Origin of the sequence: Leclercia adecarboxylata (assembly GCF_035787115.1) — a bacterium.
Taxonomy (GTDB): domain Bacteria; phylum Pseudomonadota; class Gammaproteobacteria; order Enterobacterales; family Enterobacteriaceae; genus Enterobacter; species Enterobacter adecarboxylatus_E.
In genome coordinates, this window is record NZ_JALKTL010000004.1 from 379,082 (window position 1) to 392,574 (window position 13,493).

Annotated in this window: 15 protein-coding genes; 9 read left to right on the forward strand and 6 right to left on the reverse strand. The window is 56.6% G+C overall.

The window, feature by feature from the left end:
- Positions 1–2: 2 nt before the first annotated feature.
- The 4 genes from speB to MXM41_RS15670 form a co-directional block, all read right to left on the reverse strand.
- Positions 3–923 carry an agmatinase gene (gene speB, locus MXM41_RS15655; protein ID WP_059307233.1) on the reverse strand — a complete coding sequence of 307 codons (921 nt, stop codon included), beginning with the start codon at positions 921–923 and terminating at the stop codon, positions 3–5.
- A gap of 251 nt (positions 924–1,174) precedes the next feature.
- Positions 1,175–3,151 (reverse strand): biosynthetic arginine decarboxylase, encoded by a 1,977-nt coding sequence (gene speA / locus MXM41_RS15660; protein ID WP_325932932.1) that lies wholly within the window; start codon positions 3,149–3,151, stop codon positions 1,175–1,177.
- Positions 3,152–3,159: 8 nt separating this feature from the next.
- Positions 3,160–3,291, reverse strand: a complete 132-nt coding sequence (gene yqgB / locus MXM41_RS15665) for an acid stress response protein YqgB (RefSeq protein WP_325932933.1) — start codon at positions 3,289–3,291, stop codon at positions 3,160–3,162.
- 87 nt (positions 3,292–3,378) lie between these two features.
- Positions 3,379–3,531 (reverse strand): hypothetical protein, encoded by a 153-nt coding sequence (locus tag MXM41_RS15670; RefSeq protein ID WP_325932934.1) that lies wholly within the window; start codon positions 3,529–3,531, stop codon positions 3,379–3,381.
- Positions 3,532–3,949: 418 nt separating this feature from the next.
- On the opposite strand from MXM41_RS15670, the gene metK reads away from it, so the two are divergent.
- From metK to ruvX, 8 genes are all read left to right on the forward strand, one after another.
- Positions 3,950–5,104 carry a methionine adenosyltransferase gene (gene metK, locus MXM41_RS15675; RefSeq protein WP_325932936.1) on the forward strand — a complete coding sequence of 385 codons (1,155 nt, stop codon included), beginning with the start codon at positions 3,950–3,952 and terminating at the stop codon, positions 5,102–5,104.
- A gap of 208 nt (positions 5,105–5,312) precedes the next feature.
- Positions 5,313–6,710 carry a sugar porter family MFS transporter gene (locus MXM41_RS15680; RefSeq protein WP_325932937.1) on the forward strand — a complete coding sequence of 466 codons (1,398 nt, stop codon included), beginning with the start codon at positions 5,313–5,315 and terminating at the stop codon, positions 6,708–6,710.
- A gap of 71 nt (positions 6,711–6,781) precedes the next feature.
- Positions 6,782–7,279: a SprT family zinc-dependent metalloprotease gene (locus MXM41_RS15685; RefSeq protein ID WP_325932938.1), complete on the forward strand. Its 498-nt coding sequence runs from the start codon at positions 6,782–6,784 to the stop codon at positions 7,277–7,279.
- A 94-nt stretch (positions 7,280–7,373) separates the two neighbouring features.
- Positions 7,374–8,081, forward strand: coding sequence for a deoxyribonuclease I (gene endA, locus MXM41_RS15690; protein WP_325932939.1), 708 nt, complete (start codon positions 7,374–7,376; stop codon positions 8,079–8,081).
- A gap of 113 nt (positions 8,082–8,194) precedes the next feature.
- A complete protein-coding gene (gene rsmE / locus MXM41_RS15695) occupies positions 8,195–8,926 on the forward strand; it encodes a 16S rRNA (uracil(1498)-N(3))-methyltransferase (protein ID WP_325932940.1) in 732 nt (243 codons plus the stop codon).
- A 19-nt stretch (positions 8,927–8,945) separates the two neighbouring features.
- Positions 8,946–9,893 (forward strand): glutathione synthase, encoded by a 948-nt coding sequence (gene gshB / locus MXM41_RS15700; protein ID WP_325932942.1) that lies wholly within the window; start codon positions 8,946–8,948, stop codon positions 9,891–9,893.
- Between the two features lie 91 nt (positions 9,894–9,984).
- A complete protein-coding gene (locus tag MXM41_RS15705; protein ID WP_325932943.1) occupies positions 9,985–10,545 on the forward strand; it encodes a YqgE/AlgH family protein in 561 nt (186 codons plus the stop codon).
- Entirely contained in the window at positions 10,545–10,961 is a 417-nt protein-coding gene (gene ruvX, locus MXM41_RS15710) for a Holliday junction resolvase RuvX (RefSeq protein WP_325932944.1), read from the forward strand. The genes MXM41_RS15705 and ruvX overlap by 1 nt, the downstream gene beginning before the upstream one ends.
- Positions 10,962–10,999: 38 nt before the next feature.
- On the opposite strand, the gene MXM41_RS15715 is transcribed toward ruvX, so the two are convergent.
- Together MXM41_RS15715 and MXM41_RS15720 are read right to left on the reverse strand one after the other, a co-directional pair.
- Positions 11,000–11,689 carry an IclR family transcriptional regulator gene (locus MXM41_RS15715; protein WP_325932946.1) on the reverse strand — a complete coding sequence of 230 codons (690 nt, stop codon included), beginning with the start codon at positions 11,687–11,689 and terminating at the stop codon, positions 11,000–11,002.
- 95 nt (positions 11,690–11,784) lie between these two features.
- Positions 11,785–12,765 (reverse strand): type IV pilus twitching motility protein PilT, encoded by a 981-nt coding sequence (locus tag MXM41_RS15720; RefSeq protein ID WP_325932947.1) that lies wholly within the window; start codon positions 12,763–12,765, stop codon positions 11,785–11,787.
- 17 nt (positions 12,766–12,782) lie between these two features.
- On the opposite strand from MXM41_RS15720, the gene MXM41_RS15725 reads away from it, so the two are divergent.
- Positions 12,783–13,484: a YggS family pyridoxal phosphate-dependent enzyme gene (locus tag MXM41_RS15725; RefSeq protein WP_325932948.1), complete on the forward strand. Its 702-nt coding sequence runs from the start codon at positions 12,783–12,785 to the stop codon at positions 13,482–13,484.
- Positions 13,485–13,493: the final 9 nt, after the last annotated feature.

Consider the following 13,493-nt stretch of genomic DNA (forward strand, 5'->3'; position numbering starts at 1 on the left):
GCTTATTCGCCTTTTTTCGCTGCCTGGATGTAAAGCATTTCCAGCGCCAGAGTCGCTGCGGCCAGCGCGGTGATCTCGGACTGGTCATAGGCCGGAGCCACTTCCACCACGTCCATACCTACAATGTTCAGATCCTTCAGGCCGCGCACCAGCTTAATGGCGCGGTCCGAGGTCAGGCCGCCGATCACCGGCGTACCGGTACCTGGCGCAAAGGCCGGATCCAGGCAGTCGATGTCGAAGGTCAGGTAGACCGGCATATCACCGACAATCTGCTTAACCTGGGCGATGATGTCATCTACGCCGCGATCGTTGACCTGGCCCGCGTCCAGCACGGTAAAGCCGTTGTCTTTATCGAACTCGGTACGGATACCGATCTGTACCGAGTGGTTCGGATCGATCAGACCTTCTTTCGGTGCGGTGAAGAACATGGTGCCGTGGTCAAATTCGCAGCCGTTCGCATAGGTGTCGGTATGCGCATCGAAGTGCACCAGCGCCATCTTACCGAAGTGCTTCGCATGGGCGCGCAGCAGCGGCAGGGTCACGAAATGGTCACCACCGAAAGAGAGCATGCGCTTGCCGGCGGCCAGCAGTTTTTCCGCGTGCGCCTGCAGTTTTTCACTCATTTCACGCGCGTCACCAAAGGCATACACCAGGTCGCCACAGTCAACCACGTTCAGGCGCTCGCGCATGTCGAAGTTCCACGGGAAGCGGTTATGCTCCCAGGCCAGGTTGGTGGAGACCTGACGAATGGCCGCCGGACCATGACGGCCACCGGCGCGGCCGGAAGTCGCCATATCAAATGGCACCCCGGTGATCACCCAGTCCGCATCGCTGTCGTATGGCTGGAAGTTCATCGGAAGGCGTAAAAAACCAAAAGCGTTAGATACCAGAGAGTTATCGTACTGATGCCCTAAAGTGCTCATGTCCTGACCTCTTTATTACGTCGGTGCATTAAAAATAGATGAAAAAAAATCCCTTCCGCGTCGTTAAGCCCGACGAGGAAGGGATTGATTCGAATAGTGCCTGTTGCGGCGGATTATCGCCGCTATTTCATACGGGTTCAAGTGAGTATAAGGCATCGTGCGGTCTTTGCCCCTCACCCTGACCCTCTCCCCAATTTGAACACCCTCTCCCCCTTGGGGAGAGGGCTGGGGTGAGGGGAAAGGCGGATGACTTACTCGTCTTCCAGATACGTATAACCGTACAGACCAGCCTCAAACTCTTCCAGGAACTGTTTCTGCAACGTATCGTCCAGATCGGTCTTTTTCACCTGATCGCGGAACTGGGTCAGCAGCTTGTTCGGATCGAGCTGCACGTACTGCAGCATGTCCGCCACTGTGTCACCCTCGTCAGAGAGTTCCACTTCCACATTGCCGTCAGGGAAGACAAACACGTCAACCGCTTCGGTATCCCCGAACAGGTTATGCATGTTGCCCAGAATTTCCTGATAGGCCCCGACCATAAAGAAGCCCAGCATTGGCGGGTTCTCCGGATCGTATTCCGGCATTGGCATGGTGGTGGCGATACCGTCGCCGTCAATGTAGTGATCGATTGCCCCGTCGGAGTCACAGGTAATATCCAGCAGCACCGCACGGCGCTCCGGCACCTGGTCCAGCCCTTCCAGCGGCAACACCGGGAACAGCTGATCGATACCCCAGGCATCCGGCATCGACTGGAACAGCGAGAAGTTGACGTACATTTTGTCCGCCATGCGCTCCTGCAGCTCGTCAATGATTGGACGATGCGCGCGGTTGCTCGGGTCGAGCTGTTTCTGTACTTCGTGGCACATGTTCAGATACAGCTGCTCTGCCCAGGCACGCTCCTGCAGGCTGAAAGCTCCGGATGAATAGCCGATATGAATATCGTGCAGGTCCATCTGGCTGTCGTGCAGCCATTCACGCAGTGAACGGCGGGTGCCTGGCTCATGCATCTCCTGCCAGGTTTCCCACATGCTCTGCAGCGCGCGTGGCGCGTCGTCAGCTGGCGGCGTAGCTTCGGTATATTCGTTGCGCTCAACGCCGATGATGTTAGAGACCAGCACCGTGTGGTGGGCAGTGACGGCACGGCCAGATTCGGTGATCACCGTCGGGTGCGGCAGGCCGTGCTCTTCGCAGGCATCGCCGATGGCCCAGATAATATTGTTCGCGTATTCGTTCAGGCCGTAGTTTACGGAGCAGTCGGACTTAGAGCGGGTGCCCTCGTAGTCCACGCCCAGGCCGCCACCCACGTCGAAGCACTGGATGTTCACGCCCAGCTTGTGCAGCTCGACGTAGAATCGCGCCGATTCACGCACGCCGGTAGCAATGTCGCGAATGTTGGCCATCTGCGAGCCGAGGTGGAAGTGCAGCAGCTGAATGCTGTCCAGGCGACCGCGCTCGCGCATGATCTCCACCAGCTGCAGAACCTGGTTCGCCGCGAGGCCGAACTTCGATTTTTCACCGCCCGAGGACTGCCACTTGCCGGAGCCCTGGGAGGCCAGACGCGCTCGCACGCCGAGACGCGGCACCACGTTCAGGCGCTCGGCCTCTTCCAGCACGATGTTAATTTCGGACATCTTCTCGATGACCAGATAGACCTTATGGCCCATCTTCTCACCGATCAGCGCCAGACGAATGTATTCACGGTCTTTATAGCCGTTACAAACGATCACCGAGCGGGTCATGCCGGCATGCGCCAGCACTGCCATCAGTTCCGCTTTGGAACCGGCTTCCAGACCCAGCGGCTCGCCGGAATGAATTAAGGATTCGATAACGCGACGATGCTGGTTCACCTTAATCGGATAGACCAGGAAGTAGTCGCCGTTATAGCCGTACGATTCACGCGCGCGTTTAAAAGCGGCGTTAATGGAACGCAGACGGTGTTGCAGGATCTGCGGGAAGCAGAACAGTGCAGGCAGACGCTGCCCCTGCGCTTCACGCGCTTTCACCAGTTTGGCGAGATCGACGCGCGCTTCCGGTACGTCAGGATCCGGGCAGACGCTGATGTGGCCCAGTTCGTTGACGTCGTAGTAGTTATTACCCCACCACGCAATATTGTATGTGCGCAGCATCTTGCTGGCTTCCTGGGAGCTCATCGCAACCTCCTGCATAGAACGTAGTACACCCTGTTCGCCTGCTGACGAAGGCGAAACCGAAGACATGTCGTCAGACATAGCGAACCTCAACTCTTACTATTCAGTGTAAAACAGTTGACTACTATCGCAGCGTCAATCTGCGATAACAACCCATTATCCGACCGGTTTTCCAGCACAGAATGCTGAACGCCGGGTCGTGCGACCGGTTTCTTATTCATATCATTGTAAAACACGTATCCGAACTCTGTATGACAAGGTCCGGCGAAACCACGAGAAAACTCTTGTATTAACAAGAGCGCCCTTGTTCAGTCTTCACAAAGCGTAGTGCCTGCCCGGGAATCCTGAGAAGCGCCGAGATGGGTATAACATCGGCAGGTTTGCAGATTAGAAATGCGAATGGCGGGGAACATGTTCCGGCCTGAACGGCAGAACTGAATTAGCGGAAAACGACGGTTCATTATCTCGTATCACCTCCACGCAAGCCCGTTAAAACTCGCGACAAGTTAAAGCTAAAGTTCACTGCTTTACCCGGCTGGAAGTGGCGACACGAAGAAACGTCGTGTGCTTTTTTGTATGAGCCGCGCGCCGCGTTTTATACCGACAAGATGGGGAAAATGCAAAATATAAATGCGAGCGTTGCCGCACTGTCAGCAAAAATTTCCGGCTGGGTTTTCAAGGGCGTGTGTACACATTCAAAAAAAGCTGGAAATCGGGCGAAGAAGTGACCTAAAATAGCCATCCAGATGTTAATCCATCCATACTGATTAACACTCAGACTGCCAGTGTCATCGTTTGCAAGCCCTGGTGGAAAACACTGCCACGGCTACCCCACACGACAGTTTGAGCTAAACAAATTCTCCTTAGGTAAATTAAAACATGGCAAAACACCTGTTTACGTCCGAGTCCGTATCAGAAGGACATCCTGATAAAATTGCTGACCAAATCTCCGATGCGGTGCTGGATGCGATCCTCGAGCAGGATCCAAAGGCACGCGTAGCCTGTGAAACCTATGTCAAAACCGGCATGGTGATGGTTGGCGGTGAAATCACGACCAGTGCCTGGGTTGATATCGAAGAGATCACCCGTAACACCGTGCGTGAAATCGGCTATGTACATTCTGATATGGGCTTTGATGCCAACTCCTGCGCCGTACTGAGCGCTATTGGTAAGCAGTCCCCGGACATCAACCAGGGCGTTGACCGTGCCGATCCGCTGGAACAGGGCGCGGGCGACCAGGGCCTGATGTTTGGCTACGCAACCAACGAAACCGACGTGCTGATGCCAGCGCCAATCACCTATGCTCACCGTCTGGTGCAGCGTCAGGCTGAAGTGCGTAAAAACGGCACCCTGCCGTGGCTGCGTCCGGACGCGAAAAGCCAGGTCACCTTCCAGTACGACGCGGGCAAAATTGTCGGCATCGACGCGGTGGTTCTGTCCACTCAGCACGCAGAAGATATCGATCAGAAATCCCTGCAGGAAGCGGTGATGGAAGAGATCATCAAGCCGGTTCTGCCGACCGAGTGGCTGAATGCTTCTACCAAATACTTCATCAACCCGACGGGCCGCTTTGTTATTGGTGGACCAATGGGCGACTGCGGTCTGACCGGACGTAAAATCATCGTTGATACCTACGGCGGCATGGCGCGTCACGGTGGCGGCGCATTCTCCGGTAAGGATCCGTCAAAAGTTGACCGTTCAGCAGCGTACGCGGCACGTTATGTTGCCAAAAACATCGTTGCTGCGGGTCTGGCCGACCGCTGTGAAATTCAGGTCTCCTACGCCATCGGCGTGGCAGAACCGACTTCCATCATGGTTGAAACCTTCGGCACCGAAAAAGTGGCGACTGAGCAACTGACCCTGCTGGTACGCGAGTTCTTCGATCTGCGTCCATATGGCCTGATTCAGATGCTGGATCTGCTGCACCCGATCTACAAAGAAACCGCTGCTTACGGTCACTTTGGTCGCGAACATTTCCCATGGGAAAAAACCGACAAAGCCGCTCAGCTGCGTGAAGCTGCCGGTCTGAAATAATCGACTGACCGCTTACTGAAAAAGCCAGCCTCGTGCTGGCTTTTTGCTTTTTATACGCCTGAATGCCCCGCCTGAAATCGCTTACATCGCGATAAAAACGCAGCCCTTTCGGAATACTCTCTTTGTTTGTCTCGCCCCTCTCACATACTTTTACATTAGCTCATTCAAATCTTTACATTCATAAAACAAAAACCAACTGGAGGGCTTCATGCCTGATAATAAAAAACAGGGGCGGACGTCCAATAAGACGATGACATTCTTCGTCTGCTTCCTCGCAGCACTGGCAGGATTACTGTTCGGTCTGGATATCGGCGTTATTGCCGGTGCCCTGCCGTTCATTACTGATGAATTCCAGATCAATGCCCACACCCAGGAGTGGGTGGTCAGCTCGATGATGTTCGGTGCTGCGGTCGGGGCGGTCGGCAGCGGCTGGCTCTCCTTTAAGCTCGGGCGTAAAAAGAGCCTGATGATCGGCGCGATCCTGTTTGTCGCCGGCTCTCTCTTCTCTGCCGCGGCCCCTAACGTGGAGGTACTGATTGCCTCCCGCGTGCTGCTGGGTCTGGCGGTGGGCGTTGCCTCTTACACTGCGCCGCTTTACCTGTCGGAGATCGCGCCGGAGAAAATCCGCGGCAGCATGATCTCTATGTATCAGCTGATGATCACCATTGGTATTCTCGGGGCCTACCTTTCCGACACCGCGTTCAGCTACAGCGGCGCATGGCGCTGGATGCTGGGCGTGATCATTATCCCGGCGGTGCTGTTGCTGATTGGCGTTTTCTTCCTGCCCGACAGTCCGCGCTGGTTTGCGGCCAAACGGCGCTTTAACGATGCAGAGCGCGTGCTGCTGCGCCTGCGCGACACCAGCGCGGAAGCGAAGCATGAACTGGAAGAGATCCGCGAAAGCCTGCAGGTAAAACAGAGCGGCTGGGCGCTGTTTAAAGAGAACAGCAACTTCCGTCGGGCGGTATTCCTTGGCGTGCTGCTGCAGATCATGCAGCAGTTTACCGGGATGAACGTCATCATGTACTACGCGCCAAAAATCTTTGAGCTGGCGGGCTACAGCAACACCACCCAGCAGATGTGGGGCACCGTTATCGTCGGCCTGACCAACGTGCTGGCAACCTTTATCGCTATCGGCCTGGTGGATCGCTGGGGTCGTAAACCGACGCTGACGCTGGGCTTCCTGGTAATGGCGGCGGGTATGGGCGTGCTGGGTACCATGCTGCATGTGGGCATTAACTCCGCGACCCTGCAGTACGTCGCCGTTGCGATGCTGCTGATGTTTATTGTCGGCTTTGCGATGAGCGCGGGCCCGCTGATCTGGGTACTCTGCTCTGAGATCCAGCCGCTGAAAGGCCGCGACTTCGGTATTACCTGCTCCACAGCCACTAACTGGATCGCCAATATGATTGTCGGCGCAACCTTCCTGACCATGCTCGATACGCTGGGCAATGCCAACACCTTCTGGGTGTACGGCGGCCTGAACCTGCTGTTTATCGTGCTCACCCTGTGGCTGGTTCCTGAAACCAAACACGTTTCGCTGGAACATATCGAACGCAACCTGATGAAGGGTCGTCCGCTGCGCGAAATTGGCGCCCACGACTGATCCCTCCGGCTTCCTCCCTCGCGGAGGAAGCCGCTTGCACCGCCCCGCCGCACGCTCTATGCTCTGCGTTTATGAAAACACCTCGTCTCCCCATTGCGCTTCAGCAAGCCGCTATGCGCAGCCTGCGCGACAAGCTGGCCCAGGCCAACCTGAAACTCGACCGGAACTATCCAGAACCCAAACTGGTGTGGCAGCAGCGCGGCACCGCGGCAGGCACCGCCTGGCTTGATGCCTACGAGATCCGCCTTAATCCCGTCTTAATGCTGGAAAACCAGCAGGCCTTTATCGACGAAGTGGTCCCGCATGAGCTGGCGCATCTGCTGGTGTGGAAGCACTTTGGCCGCGTGGCCCCACACGGCAAGGAGTGGAAATGGATGATGGAAGCGGTGCTGGGCGTTCCGGCCCGGCGGACGCACCAGTTCGAGCTTGATTCGGTTCGGCGCAATACGTTCCCCTACCGCTGCCCGTGTCAGCAACACCAGCTTACGATACGCCGCCATAACCGGGTGGTGCGCGGCGAAGCTACCTATCGCTGTGTGAAGTGTGGTGAACCGCTGATGGCTGAGTAAGCGTCGGAACTATCAGGAACATTCCTGATCTGACTGATTGCATACATGAACAACTTTCGTTACGTTGCGGGCTCGTTTTGACACGGAGTTCACGATGTCCCGTAATTTCTCTCTCGCGGTCGCTTTTCTGACGACGGCGTTCTCAGGCCATGCACTGGCCGAAGGTATCCACAGTTTCTCTCAGGCAAAAACCGCAGGCGTGAAGATCAATGCCGACGTTCCGGGCGATTTTTATTGCGGCTGCAAAATTCACTGGCAGGACAAAAAAGGGGTCGTGGACCTGAAGTCCTGCGGCTACCAAGTACGTAAAAATGAAAACCGTGCCAGCCGCATTGAGTGGGAACATGTGGTCCCGGCATGGCAGTTCGGCCACCAGCGCCAGTGCTGGCAGGATGGCGGGCGTAAAAACTGTGCGAAAGATCCGGTCTATCGCCAGATTGAGAGCGACATGCATAACCTGCAACCCGCCGTCGGCGAGGTGAATGGCGATCGCGGCAACTTTATGTACAGCCAGTGGAACGGCGGCGAAGGCCAGTACGGTCAATGCGCGATGAAGGTCGATTTCAAGGAGAAACTTGCCGAGCCCCCGGCCCGCGCCCGCGGCAGCATCGCCCGCACCTACTTCTATATGCGCGACAGGTATAACCTTAATCTCTCCCGCCAGCAGACCCAGCTCTTCAACGCCTGGGATAAACTCTATCCGGTGACTGCCTGGGAGTGCGAGCGCGACGTGCGCATTGCCAAAGTTCAGGGGAATCACAACCCTTACGTGCAGCGCGCTTGCCAGGCGCAAAAGAGCTAACCTACACTAGCGGCAACTGTTTCTTTAAGTATACCCCTCACCCTATCCCTCTCCCCACAGGGGAGAAGGGACAGACTGAGCCGGGTCCTGGCTATTTATGGAATTCTTTGACTATGCGCGTTCCCCGTATTTATCACCCTGAACCTATTGCCGCAGGCAGCGAAATTGCCCTGTCTGAGGAGGCCGCCAACCACGTTGGCCGCGTGCTGCGTATGGGGGCTGGCCAGGCGATTCAACTGTTTGATGGTACAAACCAGGTCTTTGACGCACAAATTACCCGCGCGGATAAGAAAAGCGTGCAGGTGAGTATTTTGCGTGGCGACATCGACGATCGTGAATCACCGCTGCATATTCATTTAGGCCAGGTGATGTCGCGCGGCGAAAAAATGGAATTCACCATCCAGAAATCGATCGAACTGGGCGTAAGCCTCATTACGCCACTTTTTTCTGAGCGCTGCGGGGTTAAACTGGATGCTGAACGTCTGAATAAGAAGCTCCAGCAGTGGCAAAAAATCGCCATCGCCGCCTGCGAACAGTGTGGCCGTAACCGCGTTCCGGAGATCCGCCCGGCCATGGATCTTGAAGCCTGGTGTGCGGAAGAGGAGCAGGGGCTGAAGCTCAACCTTCATCCTCGCGCCAGCGCCAGTATTAACACCCTGCCGCTGCCGGTTGAGCGCGTGCGCTTGTTGATTGGCCCCGAAGGCGGCCTGTCGGCAGAGGAGATCGCCATGACCGCTCGCTACCAGTTTACTGATATTCTGTTGGGACCCCGCGTTCTGCGTACTGAGACCACCGCGCTAACCGCCATTACTGCCCTGCAGGTGCGTTTTGGCGATTTAGGTTGAAGCATTAACGGAGAAGACAATGATTAAGCTCGGCATCGTGATGGACCCCATCGCAAGCATCAATATCAAGAAAGATTCCAGCTTCGCTATGCTGCTGGAAGCGCAACGTCGCGGCTATCAGCTTCACTATATGGAGATGAGCGACCTGTACCTGATTAACGGCGAAGCGCGTGCGCGCACCCGCATCGTCAACGTCGAGCAGAATTACGATAAATGGTACGAGTTCGGTTCCGAGCAGGATCTGCCGCTTGCCGAACTCGACGTAATCCTGATGCGTAAAGATCCGCCGTTCGACACGGAATACATCTACTGCACCTATATCCTTGAGCGCGCAGAAGAGAAAGGCACGCTGATCGTCAATAAACCGCAGAGCCTGCGCGACTGCAACGAGAAGCTTTACACCGCCTGGTTCTCCGACCTGACGCCGGAAACGCTGGTGACGCGCAACAAAGCGCAGCTGAAAGCCTTCTGGCAGAAACACGGCGATATCATTCTGAAACCGCTGGACGGCATGGGCGGCGCCTCTATCTTCCGCGTTAAAGAGGGCGACCCGAACCTGGGCGTGATCGCTGAAACGCTGACCGAGCATGGCTCCCGCTACTGCATGGCGCAGAACTATATTCCGGCGATTGTTGACGGCGACAAGCGCGTGCTGGTGGTGGACGGCGAGCCGGTTCCCTACTGCCTGGCACGTATTCCTCAGGGCGGCGAAACCCGGGGTAACCTGGCTGCCGGTGGCCGTGGCGAGCCGCGTCCGCTGACCGAAAGCGACTGGGAAATTGCCCGCCGCGTGGGTCCGCTGTTAAAAGCCAAAGGGCTGATTTTTGTTGGCCTCGACATCATCGGCGATCGTCTGACGGAAGTGAACGTCACCAGCCCGACCTGTATTCGTGAAATCGAAGCTGAGTTCCCGGTCTCCATTACCGGCATGCTGATGGATGCGATCGAAAAACGGCTGAAGCAGTAGTCACCCAGCCAATACTGTTAGTGACAGCATTCGGGTTTGTCCGCATACTGGGTGCTGTCGCTTTTTAAACCAGGAAACTGAACCTCTGACAATGAATTTACAGCATCACTTTCTTATTGCCATGCCTGCTCTCCAGGATCCGATTTTCCGCCGTTCCGTAGTTTATATCTGCGAGTACAGCGAAGATGGCGCGATGGGGATTATCATCAATAAACCGCTGGAAAATCTTTCTGTTGAAGGCATTCTGGAAAAATTGAAAATTTCCCAGGACGAACGTGTTCCTGAAATTCGTCTCGATAAACCGGTGATGCTGGGTGGCCCGCTGGCAGAAGACCGCGGCTTTATTTTGCATACGCCGCCAGGCTTTTCCTCCAGCATTCGTATCTCTGACAATACCGTTGTCACCACCTCCCGCGACGTGCTGGAGACGCTGGGCACCACCAGCCAGCCGGCCGATGTCCTTGTGGCACTGGGTTACTCCTCATGGGAAAAAGGCCAGCTTGAGCAGGAGATCCTGGACAACGCCTGGCTCACTGCCCCGGCAGATCTGAACATTCTGTTTAAAACCCCGATCGCCGATCGCTGGCGGGATGCGGCAAAACTGATTGGTATTGATATCCAGACCATGCCTGGCGTTGCGGGGCACGCCTGATGAGCGGCACGCTTCTCGCGTTTGATTTCGGTACCAAAAGCATCGGCGTGGCGATCGGCCAGCGTATCACCGGCACCGCTCGTCCACTGACGGCGCTGAAAGCGCAAAACGGCACGCCGGACTGGAACCTGATTGAAAAACTGCTGAAAGAGTGGCAGCCGGATGAAGTGATTGTCGGGTTACCGCTGAATATGGATGGCACAGAACAGCCATTAACTGCCCGGGCACGCAATTTTGCCAATAAAATTCATGGCCGGTTTGGGGTGGCGATTAAGCTGCACGACGAACGCTTAAGCACGGTAGAAGCCCGCGCCGGTCTGTTTGAGCATGGTGGCTTTCGGGCGCTCAACAAAGGCAGCGTCGATTCCGCCTCGGCCGTGATTATTCTCGAAAGTTTCTTCGAACAGGGCTACTGATCCCCTTCCCTCTGCCCGGCTTTCCGGGCAATGCATCCTTATTCCGCCAGCAGCGTGGCGTTGAGCGCGGTCAGCTCATCCAGGCGTGTGCGAACGCTTTCATCGTCAATATTCCACATACCGGCAAACGCCAGCGCGGCATGATGCGCGCCTACGGGCTGCGCCATCGACACTTCGCCATCGTCGTGATGCCAGACGACCCGCCCCAGCTCGCGCTGCTGGGCCACATGTGGCGCGAGGTTTTGCCACTGTTCAGGGGTAAAGCGTGGTATCAGCGCGTCATCCGGTTCGCTCGCCAGCAGCGACATGCCAATCACCGATTGCCAGGCAGGCAGCATGTGGAAACCGGCCAGCGCCTGGCTGGCCTGGCTGCCGGGAACGGCGTGCCAGATATAGATAACCTGGTCCTCCCACAGCACCCCCAGCGCCACCACGATATCTCGTGGCGCATGGCGCTCCAGCCGGGGTAAGGCGCGGGAAAACAGCTCTGAGCCACGGATGGACTGTGCCGCCAGGGCGTGAATGCCGGGGCCGGGAAGATAGCGGCGATGCTCATCCTGCATGGTCAGGCCAATGGAGGCCATGGTCATTAGCAAGCGGTTAACACGGGTGGTGTTGATCCCCATCAGCCGCGCGAGTTCACGACAACCGATAGCACGGCCGCTGGAAACCAGATATTGCAGACAGCGAATGCCGTCGATAAGACTTTGGTTCGGTTGTGATGACATAGCCGCTTTTAATCATTGCAATAAGAAAGTCGATTTTAGCGCCCGTGCAGCAGGAAACAAGGCCGCCAGGGTTATTCTCTGCTGTCGCATACGCATTACAGCCGCCCCTGCGCCCTGCGTTCAGCAAGGCTCTGATCGAAGTTTTGCATGCCTGACTGCTGCCCGGTCTGGATCACCCCAGGCAGTTGCCAGCTTTTACCTTCGCGAATTAAATTCGCTGCCGCAGGGGTGTTGACCAGTAACTCGAACAGCGCGACGCGCCCCTGCTGGTTATCTCTTTCGAGTTTTTGCGCCAGCACAGCACGCAGGCTACCTGCCAGCTGTTTACGTACCGGCTCTTTTTCCTGCGCCGGAAAAGCATCCACCAGCCTCTCTATTGCCTGGGCGGCGCCCCGGGTATGCAAGGTCGCCAGCACCAGATGCCCGGTCTCTGCGGCGGTGAGCGCAAGGCGTATCGTCTCGCTGTCACGCAGTTCGCCAAGCAGGATCACATCGGGATCTTCACGTAACGCGGCCCGCAGCGCATCGGAAAAGGAGGGGCAATGCAGGCCAATCTCCCGCTGCTGCACCAGGCACCGCTTGCTCTGATGGATGAACTCCACCGGATCTTCGAGGGTCAGGATATGCCCGTCGCTGTGGTGATTCAGAAAGTCGACCATTGCCGCAAGGGTCGTGGATTTTCCGCTGCCTGTCGCCCCGGTCACCAGAATCAGACCGTTGTCGTTCGCCAGCAACTCCGGGATCGCCCGCGGTACCCCCAGGGTACGCAGCTGCGGGCACCGCTCCGGAAGCAGGCGGAGCGCCAGAGAACAGCCCTGCATATGCGCGAAGGCGCTGGCCCGCAGCCGTTGCTTGCTCGCAAGCGTGACGGCAAAATCCAACTGCCCCTGGGCGCACCATGCCCCTTGTTGCTCATCGCTGAGCCAGCTTTTCAGCAGCATTACGACATCCGGCCCCGGAAAGGGGGCAAACTCCATTTTGCCTCGCCGGCGCCAGCGAGGCGGCGCGTTACTGCACAGGTGTAGATCCGACACGTTATGCTTTACACTAAGGGCCACAATTTCTTCCATATCCATTTAATGATCCTCGGAAAATGAACGACATTGCGCATAACCTGGCACAGGTCAGGGACAAAATCTCAGCCGCAGCAACAGGTTGCGGCCGTGCTTCAGAAGAAGTTTCGTTGCTTGCCGTCAGTAAAACCAAACCTGCGAGCGCTATCGCAGAAGCGATTGACGCAGGCCAGCGCATGTTCGGTGAGAATTACGTGCAGGAAGGTGTGGAAAAAATTCGCCACTTCCGCGAAACAGGCGCCACGGATCTGCAGTGGCACTTTATCGGGCCCTTGCAGTCGAACAAAAGCCGGCTGGTGGCAGAGCATTTCGACTGGTGCCATACCGTCGATCGGCTACGCATCGCCACTCGTCTGAGCGAGCAGCGCCCGGCCGGGATGCCGCCGCTTAACGTGCTGATTCAAATTAACATTAGTGATGAAAACAGCAAATCCGGCATTCCGCTGGATGCGCTGGATCTGCTGGCGGAACAGGTGGCCGAGCTGCCCGGCATTTGCCTGCGTGGGTTAATGGCGATCCCTGCTCCTGAAGCGGATTACGACAGGCAGTTTGCCGTGGCCCGGCAAATGGCTGTAGCATTTGAGGCGCTTAAAACGCGCTACCCAACGGTCGACACGCTTTCACTGGGCATGACGGACGATATGGCCGCCGCAATTGCGGCTGGCAGCACCATGGTGCGCATCGGTACAGCAATTTTCGGTGCGCGCGATTACACCCAATAATAAGGAAAC

Bases quoted from the DNA above. Each gene is read 5' to 3' on its own strand.
- MXM41_RS15680 (WP_325932937.1), top strand. From the start codon at position 5,313: ATGCCTGATAATAAAAAACAGGGGCGGACGTCCAATAAGACGATGACA.
- ruvX (WP_325932944.1), top strand. From the start codon at position 10,545: ATGAGCGGCACGCTTCTCGCGTTTGATTTCGGTACCAAAAGCATCGGC.
- speB (WP_059307233.1), bottom strand. From the start codon at position 923: ATGAGCACTTTAGGGCATCAGTACGATAACTCTCTGGTATCTAACGCT.
- yqgB (WP_325932933.1), bottom strand. From the start codon at position 3,291: ATGAATAAGAAACCGGTCGCACGACCCGGCGTTCAGCATTCTGTGCTG.
- endA (WP_325932939.1), top strand. From the start codon at position 7,374: ATGTCCCGTAATTTCTCTCTCGCGGTCGCTTTTCTGACGACGGCGTTC.
- MXM41_RS15705 (WP_325932943.1), top strand. From the start codon at position 9,985: ATGAATTTACAGCATCACTTTCTTATTGCCATGCCTGCTCTCCAGGAT.
- MXM41_RS15725 (WP_325932948.1), top strand. From the start codon at position 12,783: ATGAACGACATTGCGCATAACCTGGCACAGGTCAGGGACAAAATCTCA.
- MXM41_RS15670 (WP_325932934.1), bottom strand. From the start codon at position 3,531: ATGAACCGTCGTTTTCCGCTAATTCAGTTCTGCCGTTCAGGCCGGAAC.
- speA (WP_325932932.1), bottom strand. From the start codon at position 3,151: ATGTCTGACGACATGTCTTCGGTTTCGCCTTCGTCAGCAGGCGAACAG.
- metK (WP_325932936.1), top strand. From the start codon at position 3,950: ATGGCAAAACACCTGTTTACGTCCGAGTCCGTATCAGAAGGACATCCT.
- gshB (WP_325932942.1), top strand. From the start codon at position 8,946: ATGATTAAGCTCGGCATCGTGATGGACCCCATCGCAAGCATCAATATC.
- MXM41_RS15715 (WP_325932946.1), bottom strand. From the start codon at position 11,689: ATGTCATCACAACCGAACCAAAGTCTTATCGACGGCATTCGCTGTCTG.
- MXM41_RS15720 (WP_325932947.1), bottom strand. From the start codon at position 12,765: ATGGATATGGAAGAAATTGTGGCCCTTAGTGTAAAGCATAACGTGTCG.
- rsmE (WP_325932940.1), top strand. From the start codon at position 8,195: ATGCGCGTTCCCCGTATTTATCACCCTGAACCTATTGCCGCAGGCAGC.
- MXM41_RS15685 (WP_325932938.1), top strand. From the start codon at position 6,782: ATGAAAACACCTCGTCTCCCCATTGCGCTTCAGCAAGCCGCTATGCGC.